The organism is Pantoea sp. RIT413 (genome assembly GCF_003057675.2).
In the GTDB taxonomy this organism is placed as follows: Bacteria; Pseudomonadota; Gammaproteobacteria; order Enterobacterales; family Enterobacteriaceae; genus Pantoea; species Pantoea eucrina.
On the sequence record NZ_QBJB02000003.1, the window covers coordinates 347,975 to 362,763 of the forward strand.

At 59.0% G+C, this 14,789-nt stretch carries 16 protein-coding genes; 6 read left to right on the forward strand and 10 right to left on the reverse strand.

The window, feature by feature from the left end:
• Nucleotides 1-169 precede the first annotated feature (169 nt).
• Together DBY66_RS07185 and DBY66_RS07190 are read left to right on the forward strand one after the other, a co-directional pair.
• Nucleotides 170-817, forward strand: a complete 648-nt coding sequence (locus tag DBY66_RS07185) for a type II CAAX endopeptidase family protein (protein WP_039382931.1) — start codon at nt 170-172, stop codon at nt 815-817.
• 91 nt (nt 818-908) lie between these two features.
• Nucleotides 909-1,931 (forward strand): LacI family DNA-binding transcriptional regulator, encoded by a 1,023-nt coding sequence (locus DBY66_RS07190; RefSeq protein ID WP_039382930.1) that lies wholly within the window; start codon nt 909-911, stop codon nt 1,929-1,931.
• Here the strand turns inward: DBY66_RS07190 and DBY66_RS07195 are convergent.
• From DBY66_RS07195 to DBY66_RS07215, 5 genes are all read right to left on the reverse strand, one after another.
• A complete protein-coding gene (locus DBY66_RS07195) occupies nt 1,925-3,364 on the reverse strand; it encodes a glycoside hydrolase family 1 protein (RefSeq protein ID WP_094112126.1) in 1,440 nt (479 codons plus the stop codon). The genes DBY66_RS07190 and DBY66_RS07195 overlap by 7 nt on opposite strands.
• Nucleotides 3,365-3,373: 9 nt before the next feature.
• Entirely contained in the window at nt 3,374-3,691 is a 318-nt protein-coding gene (locus DBY66_RS07200) for a PTS lactose/cellobiose transporter subunit IIA (protein WP_039382928.1), read from the reverse strand.
• Entirely contained in the window at nt 3,691-5,007 is a 1,317-nt protein-coding gene (locus tag DBY66_RS07205; RefSeq protein ID WP_104084616.1) for a PTS sugar transporter subunit IIC, read from the reverse strand. Before DBY66_RS07205 ends, DBY66_RS07200 begins: the two co-directional genes overlap by 1 nt.
• Before the next feature lie 88 nt (nt 5,008-5,095).
• The gene (locus DBY66_RS07210) at nt 5,096-5,404 is read right to left on the reverse strand and encodes a PTS sugar transporter subunit IIB (RefSeq protein WP_104084615.1); all 309 of its coding nucleotides are present in this window, start codon (nt 5,402-5,404) and stop codon (nt 5,096-5,098) included.
• 246 nt (nt 5,405-5,650) lie between these two features.
• Nucleotides 5,651-5,833 (reverse strand): hypothetical protein, encoded by a 183-nt coding sequence (locus DBY66_RS07215; RefSeq protein WP_039382925.1) that lies wholly within the window; start codon nt 5,831-5,833, stop codon nt 5,651-5,653.
• A 213-nt stretch (nt 5,834-6,046) separates the two neighbouring features.
• Between DBY66_RS07215 and DBY66_RS17920 the strand changes: the two genes are divergently transcribed.
• A complete protein-coding gene (locus DBY66_RS17920; protein ID WP_166713742.1) occupies nt 6,047-6,217 on the forward strand; it encodes a hypothetical protein in 171 nt (56 codons plus the stop codon).
• A gap of 111 nt (nt 6,218-6,328) precedes the next feature.
• Nucleotides 6,329-6,568 (forward strand): hypothetical protein, encoded by a 240-nt coding sequence (locus tag DBY66_RS07220; RefSeq protein ID WP_039382924.1) that lies wholly within the window; start codon nt 6,329-6,331, stop codon nt 6,566-6,568.
• Between the two features lie 64 nt (nt 6,569-6,632).
• Here the strand turns inward: DBY66_RS07220 and DBY66_RS07225 are convergent, their stop codons facing one another.
• From DBY66_RS07225 to DBY66_RS07245, 5 genes are all read right to left on the reverse strand, one after another.
• Nucleotides 6,633-7,061 (reverse strand): OsmC family protein, encoded by a 429-nt coding sequence (locus DBY66_RS07225; RefSeq protein ID WP_071668603.1) that lies wholly within the window; start codon nt 7,059-7,061, stop codon nt 6,633-6,635.
• A gap of 60 nt (nt 7,062-7,121) precedes the next feature.
• The gene (gene lldD / locus DBY66_RS07230) at nt 7,122-8,312 is read right to left on the reverse strand and encodes an FMN-dependent L-lactate dehydrogenase LldD (RefSeq protein ID WP_071668602.1); all 1,191 of its coding nucleotides are present in this window, start codon (nt 8,310-8,312) and stop codon (nt 7,122-7,124) included.
• Complete coding sequence (gene lldR, locus DBY66_RS07235; protein WP_233207401.1) at nt 8,312-9,076, reverse strand: transcriptional regulator LldR; 765 nt, start codon at nt 9,074-9,076, stop codon at nt 8,312-8,314. The genes lldD and lldR overlap by 1 nt, the downstream gene beginning before the upstream one ends.
• Nucleotides 9,073-10,710, reverse strand: a complete 1,638-nt coding sequence (gene lldP / locus DBY66_RS07240; RefSeq protein WP_108569648.1) for an L-lactate permease — start codon at nt 10,708-10,710, stop codon at nt 9,073-9,075. The genes lldR and lldP overlap by 4 nt, the downstream gene beginning before the upstream one ends.
• A 217-nt stretch (nt 10,711-10,927) precedes the next feature.
• The gene (locus DBY66_RS07245; protein ID WP_108569647.1) at nt 10,928-12,100 is read right to left on the reverse strand and encodes a cyanate transporter; all 1,173 of its coding nucleotides are present in this window, start codon (nt 12,098-12,100) and stop codon (nt 10,928-10,930) included.
• Between the two features lie 87 nt (nt 12,101-12,187).
• Between DBY66_RS07245 and DBY66_RS07250 the strand changes: the two genes are divergently transcribed.
• Both DBY66_RS07250 and DBY66_RS07255 read left to right on the forward strand, forming a co-directional pair.
• Nucleotides 12,188-13,048, forward strand: coding sequence for a LysR family transcriptional regulator (locus DBY66_RS07250; RefSeq protein WP_071668600.1), 861 nt, complete (start codon nt 12,188-12,190; stop codon nt 13,046-13,048).
• A gap of 89 nt (nt 13,049-13,137) precedes the next feature.
• Nucleotides 13,138-14,508, forward strand: coding sequence for an amidohydrolase (locus tag DBY66_RS07255; protein WP_108569646.1), 1,371 nt, complete (start codon nt 13,138-13,140; stop codon nt 14,506-14,508).
• Nucleotides 14,509-14,789: the final 281 nt, after the last annotated feature.

Sequence of the window (14,789 nt, forward strand, 5' to 3'; positions counted from 1 at the left end):
GTTCGTTAACGCGCTGGCCGGTGACCGCCAGGCACGCCCGTCGGGTATCTGCCCGCCGTGCCTGGTTTTTATTGTAAAGCTCAGGTGGTACTGAAATCTGAGATCGCGCACCTCGACAGCACTCAGCGCCATTGCTACTATGCCATTCCCCCTGCCCGCTGAGTCGCCTATGGATACTCAATCCGACAAAGTCACCTTAACCCTGTTTTATGCGGGCTGCTTTGTTGTCTATTACCTCGTAACGATGCTGATCACGCTCTTTCCCAACTATAGTGCGTTGCGGAATGATGGCCTGCTGGTGCCGGTACTCTGCCTGTTTGAGTTCGCCGTGATCTATCCGCTCTACCGCTTTTATTGTCAGCGGCGCAGCGATATTCCGCTGGGTGCCCTGCGGCCTCTGCAGACGCTGCTGTTTATTGGTGCCCTGTTTCTGCTGATGGTGGCTCAGACGCAGTTTTTACAGCCGGAGGGCTGGCTGATTGAGCAGAGCCAGCAGGGGCGCAACTCAATGCTGATTTTGCTGCTGACGGCAGTACTGCTGGCGCCGGTATTTGAAGAAGTGCTGTTTCGCGGCTTCCTGCTGCAGGCGTTTCTGCTCTGGGCGCCCCGCAGCCGCTTCGCCTGCATGCTGCTGACGTCGCTGCTGTTTGCGGCGCTGCATACGCAATATGTGCACTGGGAAACGCTGGTAGCGCTGACGCTCTTTTCGCTGCTGCTCTGCTATGCGCGCCTGCGCAGTAATAACCTCGCCCTGCCCATTTTCCTGCATACGCTGAATAATCTGATTGCGATCCTGCCCGCCTGGTTCTTTGCCTGATCGGCTTCACTGTTTACCTGGGCACTCCTCTGCCGCCGCGCATTTTCAGTTACTATCACACTTACACGTGAAGGGATGATGGGACGGAAAAATGATTACAATGCTGGATGTGGCCCGGAAGGCTGGCGTCTCTAAAGCCACCGTATCGCGCGTACTGGCGGGTACGCGCTACGTCAGTAAAGCGACACAGCAGAAAGTATTTCAGGCGATCGAAGAGACCGGCTATCGTCCTAACCTGCTGGCACGCAGTCTGGCAACGCAGAAGTCACAGAATATTGGTCTGATTGTCACCCACTCCCTGTTCAATGGCCCCTATTTCAGCGAGCTGCTTTATCAGACCGCCACCCTGACCAATAACTACGGGCGCCAGCTGATTCTGGCGGACGGTAAAACCAGCGCCGACGATGAACGGGCGGCCATTGAATTTCTGCTCGATCTGCGCTGTGACGCGATCATTATCTATCCGCGCTTTCTGGATACGGCCGCGCTGGAAGCGCTGATTGAGCAGCACGCCATTCCGATTATGGTGGTAAACCGGCAGCTGACGCAGCATGCAGAACACTGCGTCTGGGCCACACATCAGCAGAATACCTTTGATGCCGTACGGTATCTGATCCAGCGCGGGCATCAGGATATTGCCTTTATTACTGGCCTGCCGGGCTCGCCCACCGCTGCCGCACGGCTGGCGGGCTATCAGCAGGCGCTGGCTGCCCATCAGCTGCCCTTTGAGCCTGGCCGGGTCATCCAGGGCGCATGGACCTCGCTCAGCGGTCAGCTGGCCACACAGCAGCTGCTGGCGTCGCAGATCGCGTTCAGCGCGCTGATGGCGAGTAATGACGATATGGCGATGGGCGCGGCACTGGCGCTGCACGAGGCTGGAAAACGGCTGCCGCAGGATGTCTCTCTGGTGGGTTTCGATGACATTAATATGGCCGCCTTTTTTCTGCCGCCGCTGACCACGGTACATGTGCCGGTTGCTGAAATGATCCAGCACACGCTGGCGCAGCTGGTCGCCATGCTGGAAGGCAAGCCGGTTAGCGTGTTACCGCCCTTTAGCGGGCGGCTGATTGAACGCGCGTCGGTTGCTGACGGACCCGCGCGGCGCGATCAGTAGCTGACCGCGTCGTCGAGCGTAGCGCCGTTGCTGGCAATAAGCTGCTGATACCAGAAAAAGCTCTTTTTACGATAGCGCGCCAGATCTTTCAGGTCATGTTCATCGCGGTTTACATAGATAAAGCCGTAGCGTTTACCGATCCCCTGATGGGTACTGACCAGATCGATCGCTGACCACGGGCAGTAGCCAAACAGCACCACGCCATCCGCAATCGCCAGCCGCAGCTGCCGCAGATGATCGCGCAGATAGGCGATACGATAATCGTCATGTACTTTGTTGCCCGCTTCCAGCGTATCAAAGGCGCCCAGGCCATTTTCCGTGACAATCAGCGGCAGCGCATAGCGCGCATAGATCTCACGGGCGGTGATGCGAAAGCCGACCGGATCGATATACCAGCCAAACTGATTCTGCGACAGATGCGGATTATTGCAGCCGACATACACCGTGCTGTCGATGCCCGCCATCTGCTGATCCGCTTTCTGCTTACTGTTGAGTTCACCGCGTGCCGCATCCGGCAGGTCAGCGCTGACGGTAGCGGAGGCGTAGTAGTTAAACGCGATAAAATCGGGTTTGCCCGCTGCAATGATCGCCATATCATCCGCCGCAATCTCCGGCAGCCAGCCACGCTGCTGTAAAAAGGCCCACACCACCGCGTTGTAACGTCCGTGTACCGCAAGATCGAGATAGAGCCAGTTACGAATGGCTGAAAAATTATCGGCGGCCAGCACATCTTCCGGCCGTGAGCTGGCGGCGTAAACGCAGGAGATATTCGGTGCCGGGCCGATTTTTGCACCCGGCAGACGCTGATGACAGGCGATCATCGCCTGCGCCTGCGCCAGCATCATATGGTGATTCTGCTGATAGAGGCTGCGCTGCACATCTTCTGTGCCCTCTGCCAGCGTGCCGATGACCTCGCCCTTGAGGATCATCATGTTCTGCTCATTGATGGTCAGCCAGTATTTTACCTGCTTGCCATAGTGTTCAAAACAGGTGACGGCAAAGCGCTCAAACGCTGCGACGGTGCGCCGGTTTGACCAGCCGCCCGCCTGCTGCAGCGCCCACGGCAGATCAAAATGGTAGAGCGTGACCAGCGGTTCAATGCCGTGCCGGCAGATTTCATCAATCAGCTGCTGGTAAAACGCCACGCCAGCCGGATTAAGCTCGCCGTCGCCGTCGGGATAAAGGCGGCTCCAGGCAATCGAAAACCGGTAGGTTTTCAATCCCATTTCGGCCAGCAGCGCAATATCCTCTTTAAAGCGGTGATAGTGATCGCTGCAGACGGTAAAGTCAGTGACGTTATCGCTGAAGCGCGCGTGGTCGATGACTGACGGTCCTTTGCCATCCGTATTCCATGCGCCCTCAACCTGATACGCCGACGTTGATGCGCCCCAGAGAAATCCATCCGGAAACGCACCGGGATTATGATGCTGCATAGCTGCTCCTTACTGTTGTGCCGCCAGTTCACGACGCAGCTGAATGATCTCTTCCGCCAGTTCGCGACAGAGCATGGCGTTCATCAGATGATCCTGCGCATGTACCATAATTAAATTGACCGGAATTTTGCCGCAGCCCTCATCAGCACCAATCAGTTCGGTCTGGATACGATGCGCCGCTTTTGCCGCCTGCGTGGCGGCCGTGAGCTGTGCGTCCGCTTCACTCCACGCCTGATTACGCGCCGCACGCAGCGCCTGCATGGCGCAGGAGCGCGCCTCTCCCGCCTGAATGATCAGCTCCATTACCGTGGTTTCATCAATTTCCATCATGACTCCTTAGCCAGTTGTGCCGCTGCGGCCTGCTCCTGCTCCTGTTGCAGCAGCTGGCGCTCATACATTTTGAAAAACGGGTAGTAGATAAGCGTGGCAATCGCCACCAGCACGGCGATCAGCACGATCACGCGCCAGTCCCAGCCGGTTGACCAGGCGGCACCAATCGGAGCGGGCGTAGTCCACGGCGCCAGCGACACAACGTGATTAATCAGGTTAGTTTTGGTGGCGGTCCAGGCGATCACGGCGTTAACCAGCGGCGCAAGCAGAAACGGAATAAACAGGATGGGATTCATCACCACCGGTGAGCCAAATATCACCGGCTCATTGATGTTAAACATGCTGGGCACAATACTCAGTTTGCCAATTGAACGCAGGTGCGCTGAACGGCTGCGCAGATAAAGCAGCACCAGTCCCATGGTGGAACCGGAGCCGCCTATCACAATAAAAAACTGCCAGAAGGGTTCAATAAACACGTGCATGACCGGCTCTCCGGCGTTCAGCGCCTGCTGATTCAGCCCGAGATTGGTCAGCCAGAACGCCTGCAGAATGCCCCCGACGATCACCGCACCATGAATGCCGGCAAACCACAGCATATGGCACAAAAGCACCGCAACCAGTACCGCGGGCAGTGAATCAGATGCGGAGATAACCGGCGCGAAGATGGCCATAATCGCCTGAGGCAGCAGCATGCCAAACTGCGCCTGCACCCACAGGCTGAGCGGAAATAGCGTGAGAAAAATGGCGACAATCGGGATCAGCAGATCGAACGACTGGCGGATTTTTGGCGGAACCTGCTCTGGCAGCTTAAAGCCGATATGGTGTTTCTGCAGGAAATGCATCATTTCTGTGGCAAACAGCGCCACCAGAATCGCCGTGAAGATCCCTTCACCACCCAGCGAGCCTACCGGCAGTGTCTTGTCACTCTGGGGAGCTGCCACCACCAGAAAAGCCATCAGCGACAGGCTGGCCGCCATAAAACCGTTCATTTTGTAGCTGGTGGCAAGGTTATAGGCGATAGCGCTGGCGATGTAGAGCGCCATAATACCCATCGTCATGTTGTAGGGCATCATGATCTGCGCTTCATGCGCCTGCACCATACCCAGCCACCACTGTGCGAAGGCCCATGAACTGTCGGCAGAGAATGGCGGATGGGCAAACAGCAGCATAAACGAGCCGACAATCAGAAACGGCATAGAAGCGATGAAACCATCGCGAATTGCGATGACGTGACGCTGGCTGGAGAGGCGTCCGGCGAATGGGCTGATGCGGTTTTCAATGACGCCAAATAAAGATTCACTTATGCTGCTCATGGGCAAGCTCCTTGCAACAGGCAACAAGAGAATTAACCTGCGCAGCAGCTGCGCAGGCAGAAGAATTATTTGAGTGCGGGCGTTATTTTCAGGGGTGAATCAGTTTTAATGAATCTGCTAATATTTTTTCGCCGTTCATCATGCCGTAATCCATGCTATTTATGACGGCGATAGGCTTATTAAGCTGCTGGGCTATCGGAGCGAAATCAGCCAGTTTATATTTAATTTGCGGACCAAGCAGGCAGCAGTCAAAACCCTGAATTTCTTCATTAAACTCCTCTATGCCCACTGCTTTTATCTCAACATCAACACCCTGCTCTTTTGCCGCTTTTTCCATTTTCTGCACCACCATGCTGGTGGACATTCCGGCGGCACAGCACAGTAAAATCTTTGGCATGATCGTTTCCTTTGAATGATGTTTAATTAACGAATACACAGCCAGAAGATTTTCTGCAACCGGTTTCAGATCTGGATACAGAAAGTGTGAGAAATATCAAAACTCAATCCGGATAAATTAACTGGCAGAAAAATAGTGCAGGAGAGTGATTATACAGGGGCAGGGGCATAATTGCATGAAACAGCCGTCTGGCCGTCGCCGCAGCATCGGTTAGCTGCAGCAGAACGTGCCGGACGGCTGAGGCTGTCAGGAGATAGCAGAATCTTTATGTTTATCCGCTTCAAAGTGACTCTTGAACTGCTCATAAATGGAGATCATATTTGACGCATCGCCATGCAGAGGGCTTAATTTTCCGGCACGGACCAGCTCGATAACCAGCTGCAGTGCAGCCTGTTTTGGACTGCTGGCAGGATGGGCAATATCAGACATGCTTTTCTCACTCGTTTAATAGGGGTCAGCTGCACAGTTTAGCCTGGATTGTGCCGGGTTTGGATGCGCAGCGCGCTGCTGGCAGACCGTTCGGATAAAAAAGCCGCTCGGGGTGTTCATTGACCTGTGAGGCAATTGTCTATACTGGATCAAAAAAGGGAACACACAGCCACACATTCCGTACCAGCGCGAAGGTGTTAAAGGAGCCCGGTTATGCTGATTGGTTTTGTTTTATTAGTGAGTGCCTGCGGGCACGATGCCTGTGACGCGTTGCCGGTATCAGAGCGTATTTATCCGACAAAAACGGCCTGTGAAACCATGGCCAATCGCATTTACAAAGTCCGTCCTAACGTGGTATTGCTGTGCGGCGAGGTTCATCGCTGAATTAAGGCCAGGATTTACTGCTTTGCTCACATTTTAGCCAGTCGCCATTGCAAGCGCTGGCAATAAGGTTCAAAATATAAGCTGTTTTACACTATCATCGTTGTGAATCCCATGAAGAAATCGCGCCCCCGCCGTCCTGCCGGACGCTGGGTTTATTACATTTTGTATGACGGTATCCTCTGGCCCTGCCCGGTGCGCTGGGAGTGGGAAAATGGCTTCGATGGCTGGCTTCCCTTCTACTATTCACCCACGTTTGAGTTTGTGGCGGGCGATCCGCGCAAGGCGTATCGTATTGCGCGCAGCAGCCTGCGTAACGTGCGTGAAGCGCTGCATGATGCGGAGTATGCCTGAGTGCAGAAACAATGATGCGCCCGCAGGCGCATCGTTAAAACATTGACCGTTGCGCGGTGCGCAATCAGTTATTCAGCGTGTAATCCAGCGTGATTTCCGCATTCAGCAGCTGCGATACCGGGCAGCCCGCTTTCGCTTTCTGAATAATCTCGTCAAAGGCATCTTTATCCACGCCTGGCAGCGACACGGTGCTGGTCAGTGCCACTTTAGTGATGGCAAAGCCTTCGCCTTTTTTGTCCAGCGAGACATCGGCGGTGGTGTCGATGCTCTCCGGCTTATGGCCGGCATTGCCCAGCATCAGCGACAGCGCCATGGAGAAACAGGCAGCGTGTGCGGCACCAATCAGCTCTTCCGGGTTGGTCCCTTTCCCGCCTTCAAAGCGCGTATTAAAACCATACGGCTGCTGATTCAGTACGCCACTCTCTGTGCTGACGGTACCTTTACCTTTGATGTCACCTTCCCAATGGGCCGATCCTTTCTTGTGAATGGTCATGTCATTCCTCCTGTTAGTGGACAGCACTGAGTATAGACAACCCGCTCTGTTTTGCCTGGCTCAGCGCACCGCGCGCGGGCGCGCGGGCTGTAAACCCGCCTCGCTCAGCAGGGCGTTAGCCTGTACCAGCGAATCCTGTGTGATATCCGCGATCGATTTTGCGCCGGTCAGCGTCATCGCGACCCGCATCTCTTTTTCAATCAGCGTCAGCAGATTTTCCACGCCGCGCTGGCCGTGTGTGGCGAGCGCATAGATAAAGGCGCGTCCCAGCAGCACGCTGTCGGCACCGAGCGCCAGCATGCGCACCACATCCAGACCGCTGCGAATGCCGCTGTCTGCCAGAATGGTGATATCGCCTTTAACCGCATCGGCGATGGCCGGCAGCGCACGCGCTGACGAGAGCACGCCATCGAGCTGCCGTCCGCCGTGGTTGGAGACCACGATGCCGTCAGCGCCAAAGCGCACCGCATCGCGCGCATCCTCCGCATCCAGAATGCCTTTAATCACCATCGGCCCCTCCCAGAAATCGCGGATCCACTCCAGATCCTGCCAGGAGATAGAGGGATCGAAGTTGTTAGCCAGCCAGCCAATGTAATCCTCCAGGCCGGTGGGCTTGCCGAGATAAGCTGAAATGTTGCCCAGATCGTGAGGCCGGCCGTGCAGCCCGACGTCCCACGCCCACTGCGGGTGGGTGGCTGCCTGCCAGTAGCGGCGCAGCGCAGCGTGCGGCCCGCTCATGCCGGAGTGCGCATCGCGATAGCGCGCCCCCGGCGTGGGCATATCGACCGTAAACACCAGCGTGGTGCAGCCGGCTGCTTTGGCGCGCTCCAGCGCGTTACGCATAAATCCGCGATCGCGCAGCACATAGAGCTGAAACCACATCGGCCGGTTGATGGCTGGCGCCACCTCTTCGATAGGACAGAGCGAGACGGTAGAGAGCGTAAAGGGGATCCCCTTCTGTGCCGCTGCCCGCGCCGCCTGCACCTCCCCCCGGCGCGCATACATGCCGCATAACCCCACTGGCGCCAGCGCCACCGGCATCGCCAGCGTCTCATTAAACAGCCGGGTTTCCAGACTCAGCGCGGACATATTTTTCAGCACCCGCTGACGCAGCGCGACGTCTGAGAGGTCAGCCACGTTGCGCCGCAGCGTATGCTCAGCATAGGCACCGCCATCAAGATAGTGGAACAGGAACGGAGGCAAAATGCGCTGCGCTGCGGCGCGATAGTCACTGGCAGCAGAGATAATCATCAGGTGTTCTCCTTACGGGTCGCTGCCGTTTCGCCCGGCAGGCGGGTGATGCGCGCCTGACGCGCTTCATCTTCATGCAGCGTTTTCATCGTGGTATGGACAAAGCCGAGGTGATCCATCGCCGCCTGACGCGCGGCGGCGGCATCGCCTGCCATCACTGCATCAAACATTGCCTGATGCTGCTCATTGAGGCGGTTAAAAATCACCGGCTGGGTATACATGCGCTGACGGCTGTGCAGTACCGATGACTGCAACAAATCGAAAAAGCCGCGCATGGTCTGCAGTAAGACCAGATTGTGTGAAGCCTCTGCAATCGCGAGATGAAAACGCAGATCGGCCTGCGCGGCGAGATCGGGATCGCCGCAGTCGTTCAGCCGCAGCAGCGCATCAAAGGCGTAGCGCAGTTTTTCTTTATCCGCTTCCGTTGCGCGCAGCGCGGCGTGCCAGGCGGTGCTGGCCTCAATGGCGTGGCGCGCCTCCAGAATATCCCAGCGGTAGTCGGGATCAGCCGCCAGCAGCTGACGCATCGGCTCGACGATACGCTGTTCTGACCAGGGTTCCGGCGGCTGACACAGCCAAGTGCCGCCGCCGCGTTTGCTGATCAGTACACCGCTGTTAATCAGCTGCTGAATCGCCTCGCGCAGGGAGGAGCGCGAGACGCCCAGCAGCGCCGCCAGCTGGCGTTCGCCCGGCAGCCGCATGCCGGGCGTCAGCTGCTGCGCGCCGATCCAGGCGCTGAGACGTTCGCGCAGCGGCGCGCTCACGGGATCATCCACGTCAGCACGTAGGCCTGCAGCGTGGTGATCACCCCGACCATGCAGGTAAAAATCAGGCTGTGTTTCACGGTAAAGCGGAACAGATCGGACTCTTTCCCCACCAGCCCGACCGCCGCGCAGGCGATCGCAATCGACTGCGGCGATATCATCTTACCGGTCACGCCGCCGGTGGTATTAGCGGCTACCAGCAGGATATCAGAGACGCCAATCTGCTGCGCCGTGGTCGCCTGCAGCGCGGCAAACAGCGCGTTGGAGGAGGTGTCCGATCCGGTCAGAAACACGCCCAGCCAGCCGAGAAACGGTGAGAAAAAGGTAAACGCCTGCCCGGTGTGCGCCAGCGTAGCGGAGAGCCCGGAGTAGTTAGAGATAAAGGCAAACGCCAGCACCATGCCGATAGAGTAGATCGGCAGCGCCAGCTCTTTCAGCGTCTCTGCGAACGTCTGCAGCGCCGCGCGCGGTTTCATCCGCAGCCAGAGGATCGACAGCAGTGCCGCAACCAGAATCGCCGTGCCGGTGGCTGAAACCACATCGAATTTAAACAGTGCAGCGTACGGCGTGGCCTGACTCACCACCGGCGGCATCCGCGCCACCAGCTCATGCAGCAGCGGTACCGGCACGGTAAAGACCCAGTCATAGAGTGCGCCGCCTTTGGCAAACAGCGCCTTGAACGGCGGAATACTCCACAGCGTCACCGTCGCGGTAAGGAACAGAAACGGCATCCATGCGCGCACAATCTGCGCCAGCGTATAGCGCTGCGCTCCGGGCATGGCGTCAGCTGCATCGCGCTCTTCAAAACGGAAAATGCGTACCGGCTGCCAGCGACGTAAAAACAGCGTCAGACAGATCAATGAGGCGAGCGAGGAGATAATATCGGGCAGCTCCGGCCCGAGGAAGTTGGAGCTCAGGAACTGAGCAATGGCAAACGATCCTCCCGCCACGATCACCGCCGGCCAGGTCTCTTTCACCCCGCGCCAGCCATCCATGATCGCCATAATCCAGAACAGCACAATCAGCGTCAGAAACGGCAGCTGTCGCCCGGCCATCTGGCCAATCTGAAAGCTGTCCAGCCCGGTGACCTGCCCGGCCACAATAATCGGAATCCCCATCGCGCCGAACGCTACCGGCGCCGTATTGACAATCAGACAGAGGCCCGCCGCATAGAGCGGTTTGAAGCCCAGCCCGACCAGCAGTGCAGCGGTAATGGCCACCGGCGCACCAAACCCTGCCGCCCCTTCCAGGAAGGCGCCAAAGGCAAAACCGACGATCAGCATCTGCAGGCGCTGATCCGGCGTGATCGACAGGATCGACGCGCGAATAATGTCGAACTGCCCGGTTTTAACCGAGATTTTATACACAAACACGGCGGCAATGATGATCCAGGCGATCGGCCACAGGCCATAGAAAAAACCATACACCGCCGACGCCAGCGCCTGCCCCACTGGCATACCATACAGCAGCAGCGCCACCAGCAGCGCCAGCACAACGGTCGCCGTGCCCGCCTGGTAGCCTTTGAGCTTGAGTTTAATCAGCGCAAAAAAGAAAAAAACAATCGGTATCACTGCGACCAGGCTGGAAAGCCACAGATTATTAAGCGGATCATAATTTTGCTGCCATACCTGCATGCCATTATCTCCGGAGGAGTGAAACCGGCACGGTGCAGCAAAACATGCACCGTGCAACAGTGCCCGTGACGCGCTGAAAGTGGTCGGACCGCATTCAGGAAACCGGGCTTATGGCGTCAGATAGTTAATGCGTTGTTAACTGAAAGCAACGCATTGCGGGAGAATTTTGCAGCAGTGTGACCAGGCAAAAAGGTTTTAGCGCTTTTGGTAGGACCAATCAGCGCGACACGTGAGTAAATGCGCCGGTATAGCTGTGCGGATGAAAGCGCAGGTTCAGCGCAATCAGGCCCAGCGTAATCATACCCTGCATCAGCCAGACGCTGGAGAAGCTGCCGCTGAACGCCTGCAGCTGGCCGGCGACAAACGGCATGCAGCCGGCAATGATAAACCCGGCGCCCTGCATAAATGCCACCAGGCGTGCGCCCGCCTGCGGGTGTGGCAGGTGATCAAGTGCCAGCACCATCGTCAGCGGAAACGCGGCACCCAGGCCAAACCCGGCCACTGCGGCCCAGCACCAGGGGGCGAACTGCGGCGCAACCAGCAGGCCAGCCATACCGGTCAGCTGACAGAGCAGGCTGAAAATCAGCGGCGGACGCCGGTCGGTGTGGCGGGCCAGCAGCGGCATCAGCAGCGCACCGATAACCTGACACAAAATCATTACGCCAAGCAGTGAACCGCCCGCCTGTTCACTCCAGCCGGCCTGCTGATACGCGTCCGGGAGCCACGCCACGCAGGTGGCGTAGCCGCCGTTTACCAGGCCAAAGCTCAGCGCCAGCGACCAGGCGCGCGGCGTGCGCCACAGCGGGGGCAGCGCCGGTGCCGGCTGCGTCGCCGTCGCCGTCGCCGGCAGCCTTATCCGCAGCCAGAGCAGCAGGGCCAGCAGCGCCGGTAAAGCCCAGCTGCTTAACGCCAGCGTCCAGCCCATTCTGGCGCTGATCCAGGGCGTCAGCGTCGCCGCCACCCCGCCGCCGCCCATCAGCGCCCCCGCCCACAGCCCGGTTACGGCAGCGCTGCGCTGTGCAAAACGCTGGCGGATCACACCCGGCATCGCCATCTGCACCACGCCAGCACCGAGGCCCGCAACCAGCGCGCTGGCGACCAGTCCGCTGCCGCTGCCGGTAGCTGCACGCGCCAGCAGCGCCAGCAGCAGCAGCAGTAATCCCGCCTGCAGCAGGCGCTGCAGCGCAATACGCTGTAAAAGCGATGCGCTCAGCAGCGCCACCGCGCCCATCATGATCATCGGCACCGCCGGCAGCAGCGACGCCGCCAGCGGTGACAGGCCGATCGCCTGGCGCAGCTGACCGAGCAACGGGCTGACCGACGTCAGCAGCGGACGCATATTCAGTCCGGCCAGGATCAGGGCGGCCAGCGTCAGCGAATTTCTGTTCATAAACACTCTCAGTGTTAAAAGGTTGCCAGCATCGCAGCAGTAGTTACTATTGGGAAATAAAATAATGCCATAGCGAACAGTGGAAAAATGAATCGTCAGCCTATGTTTACGCCTCAGCAGCTGCTGAGCTTTGTTGCCGTCTGCGAAACCGCCAGCTTTACCCGAGCCGCCGGGCGGGTTCATCTTTCTCAGTCCACCGTCAGCCAGCAGGTGCGCCGGCTGGAGGAGATGCTCGGCAAAGCGCTGCTGGTACGCACGTCACATCAGGTTACGCTGACCGAAGAGGGTGAAAAGATGCTGGCCTACGCGCGCCGCATCATTACGCTTAACGGTGAAGCGTGGGATGTCATGGGCGATACCTGGCGAGACGGCGTTCTGCGGCTTGGCGTACCGGAGGATTTTGCAGCGCCGACCGCCGGGCTGCTGGCGGATTTCAGCCGGGCACACCCGCAGCTGCGTCTTGATGTTATGAGCGGCATGTATGTTGATCTGCACCGTGCATGGCTGCGTGAAGAGCTGGATATCATGCTCATCAAGCAGCCCGGCGGCGAGCGTCCCCTCGCCTCGCGCCCTGAGCCGCTGCTCTGGCTCGATAGCCAGGCTCATCCCTGCTTTACCCGCTCGCCGGTCCCGCTGGTGGTATTCCCGCAGCAGGGACTCTACCGGGAGGAGATGTGCCAGGCGCTGGACCAGCTGGCGCGCAGCTGGCGCATCAGCTACAGCAGTGCCAGCCTGGCGGCGCTCGCCAGCGCCAGCGAAGCCGGACTGGGCCTGACGCTGCTGCCCGCCAGCTGCCGTCTCCCCGGCCATCGCGTGCTGGGCCTCGCCGAGGGTCTGCCGCCGGTCACACATTTTGAGCTGGCGCTGTTCTGCCGTCTGCCGCAGGATGCGCTGCAGCAGACGCTGGCGCAGGCGCTGGCTGAGTTCTGCCATCTGCAGTGGCAGTGATTTTTCCACTGCCGGGCAGTGGCAAATATCGCAGCGGCGGCCCGGCAGATTTGTCAGATTAGGGTTTTCCCTGCGATCCGGAGCCTTTTATGTCCGTTACCTCTGCCAGCCGTCGTTCTTTTCTCAGCCAGGGCGTTCGCCTGACCGCCGCCGGAAGCCTGCTGGCTGCCGGTATGAGTCGCGCCACGCCGTTACCCGCTCTTCCAGCCTGTCAGACTGCCCTACCCCCGCCTGACGCTGCTCACTATCAGCTCTGCAACGTGCGTCTTGAAGAGGCGTTTGAACGCGAAGGCGGCGAGGTGATCGCCACCCGCACCGCGTGCTACAACCTCACGATTAAAGAGGGGCTGTTTGTCGCGATTGAGCCAGCCAGCACGCCACGCAACGCTGCGCTGCCGCAGTGGGATGCACAGGGCGCGCTGCTGCTGCCTCGCACCCGTGATATGCATATCCACCTTGATAAGACGTTTTACGGCGGCCCGTGGCAGGCTCCGCGCCCGCGTCAGGGCAAAACCATTATGGATATGATCGCCCGGGAAGAGGTGCTGATTCCGCAACTGCTCCCCACTTCACAGGCGCGTGCCAAAGCGCTGATTGCCCTGCTGCAGAGTAAAGGCACCACCGAAGCGCGCAGCCACTGCAACATCGATCCGGTCAGCGGCCTGCAGAGCCTGGCGCACCTGCAGCAGGCGCTGGCACAGCATCCCGATTTCCGCTGCGGGATTGTTGCCTTTCCGCAACACGGCCTGCTGCACTCAAAGGTTGATCGGCTGATGCGCGAGGCGATGCAGCCGGGCGTCACGCATGTGGGCGGCCTCGATCCGACCAGCGTTGATGGCGCAATGGAAGCGTCGCTTGATGCGATGTTTCAGATAGCGCTCGACTATCAGCGCGGCGTGGATATCCATCTGCACGAAATCAGCGCGGCGGGCGTAGCGGCTATTCAGTACATGATTGATACCGTTGCCCGTCATCCGCAGCTTAAAGGGCGCGTAACGCTGAGCCACGGCTTTGCACTGGCCACGCTGGAAGGAGATGCGCTGGATCGGATGATTGCCGGCATGGCGGAGCAGCAGATTAGCCTGGCGTCCACCATTCCGATCGGCAGACTGACCATGCCGCTGCCGCAGCTGCAGGCGGCAGGCGTCAACGTGATGACCGGCACTGACAGCGTGATCGATCACTGGTCCCCTTTTGGCACCGGCAGCATGCTGGAAAAAGCCAATCTCTATGCTCAGCTTTACCGCGGCTCTGATGAGTATGGGCTAAGCCGCGCGCTGCATATCGCAACCGGAGGTATTCTGCCGCTCTCTAATCAGGGCGTGCGGCAGTGGCCTGCGCTGCAGGATGAAGCCAGCATGATGCTGGTGTCAGCCAGCTGCTCCGCTGAAGCCGTGGCGCGGATTGCGCCGGTGCAGGCCACCTTTCAGCGGGGCAAAGTGGTGTTTTTTGCCGGTTAAGCGCCGGTTCTGTTCGCTACGGGGCGCCGGGGCCGGTTCCGTTCGCCGTCAGCTGCGGCAGCTGCCTTTGCTCCGGCACGGCGACCGGGCAGAGGACGCCTGGCCGCGCCCTCTGCACTCCCCGGCCCTGCGCTGCTTAGCGCCCAACCATGGGGCTGGTATGGATGCCGGTTCCGTTCGCTACGGGGTGCCGGGGCCGGTTCCGTTCGCCGTCAGCTGCGGCAGCTGCCTTTGCTCCGGCACGGCGACCGGGCAGAGGACGCCTGGCCGCGCCCTCTGCA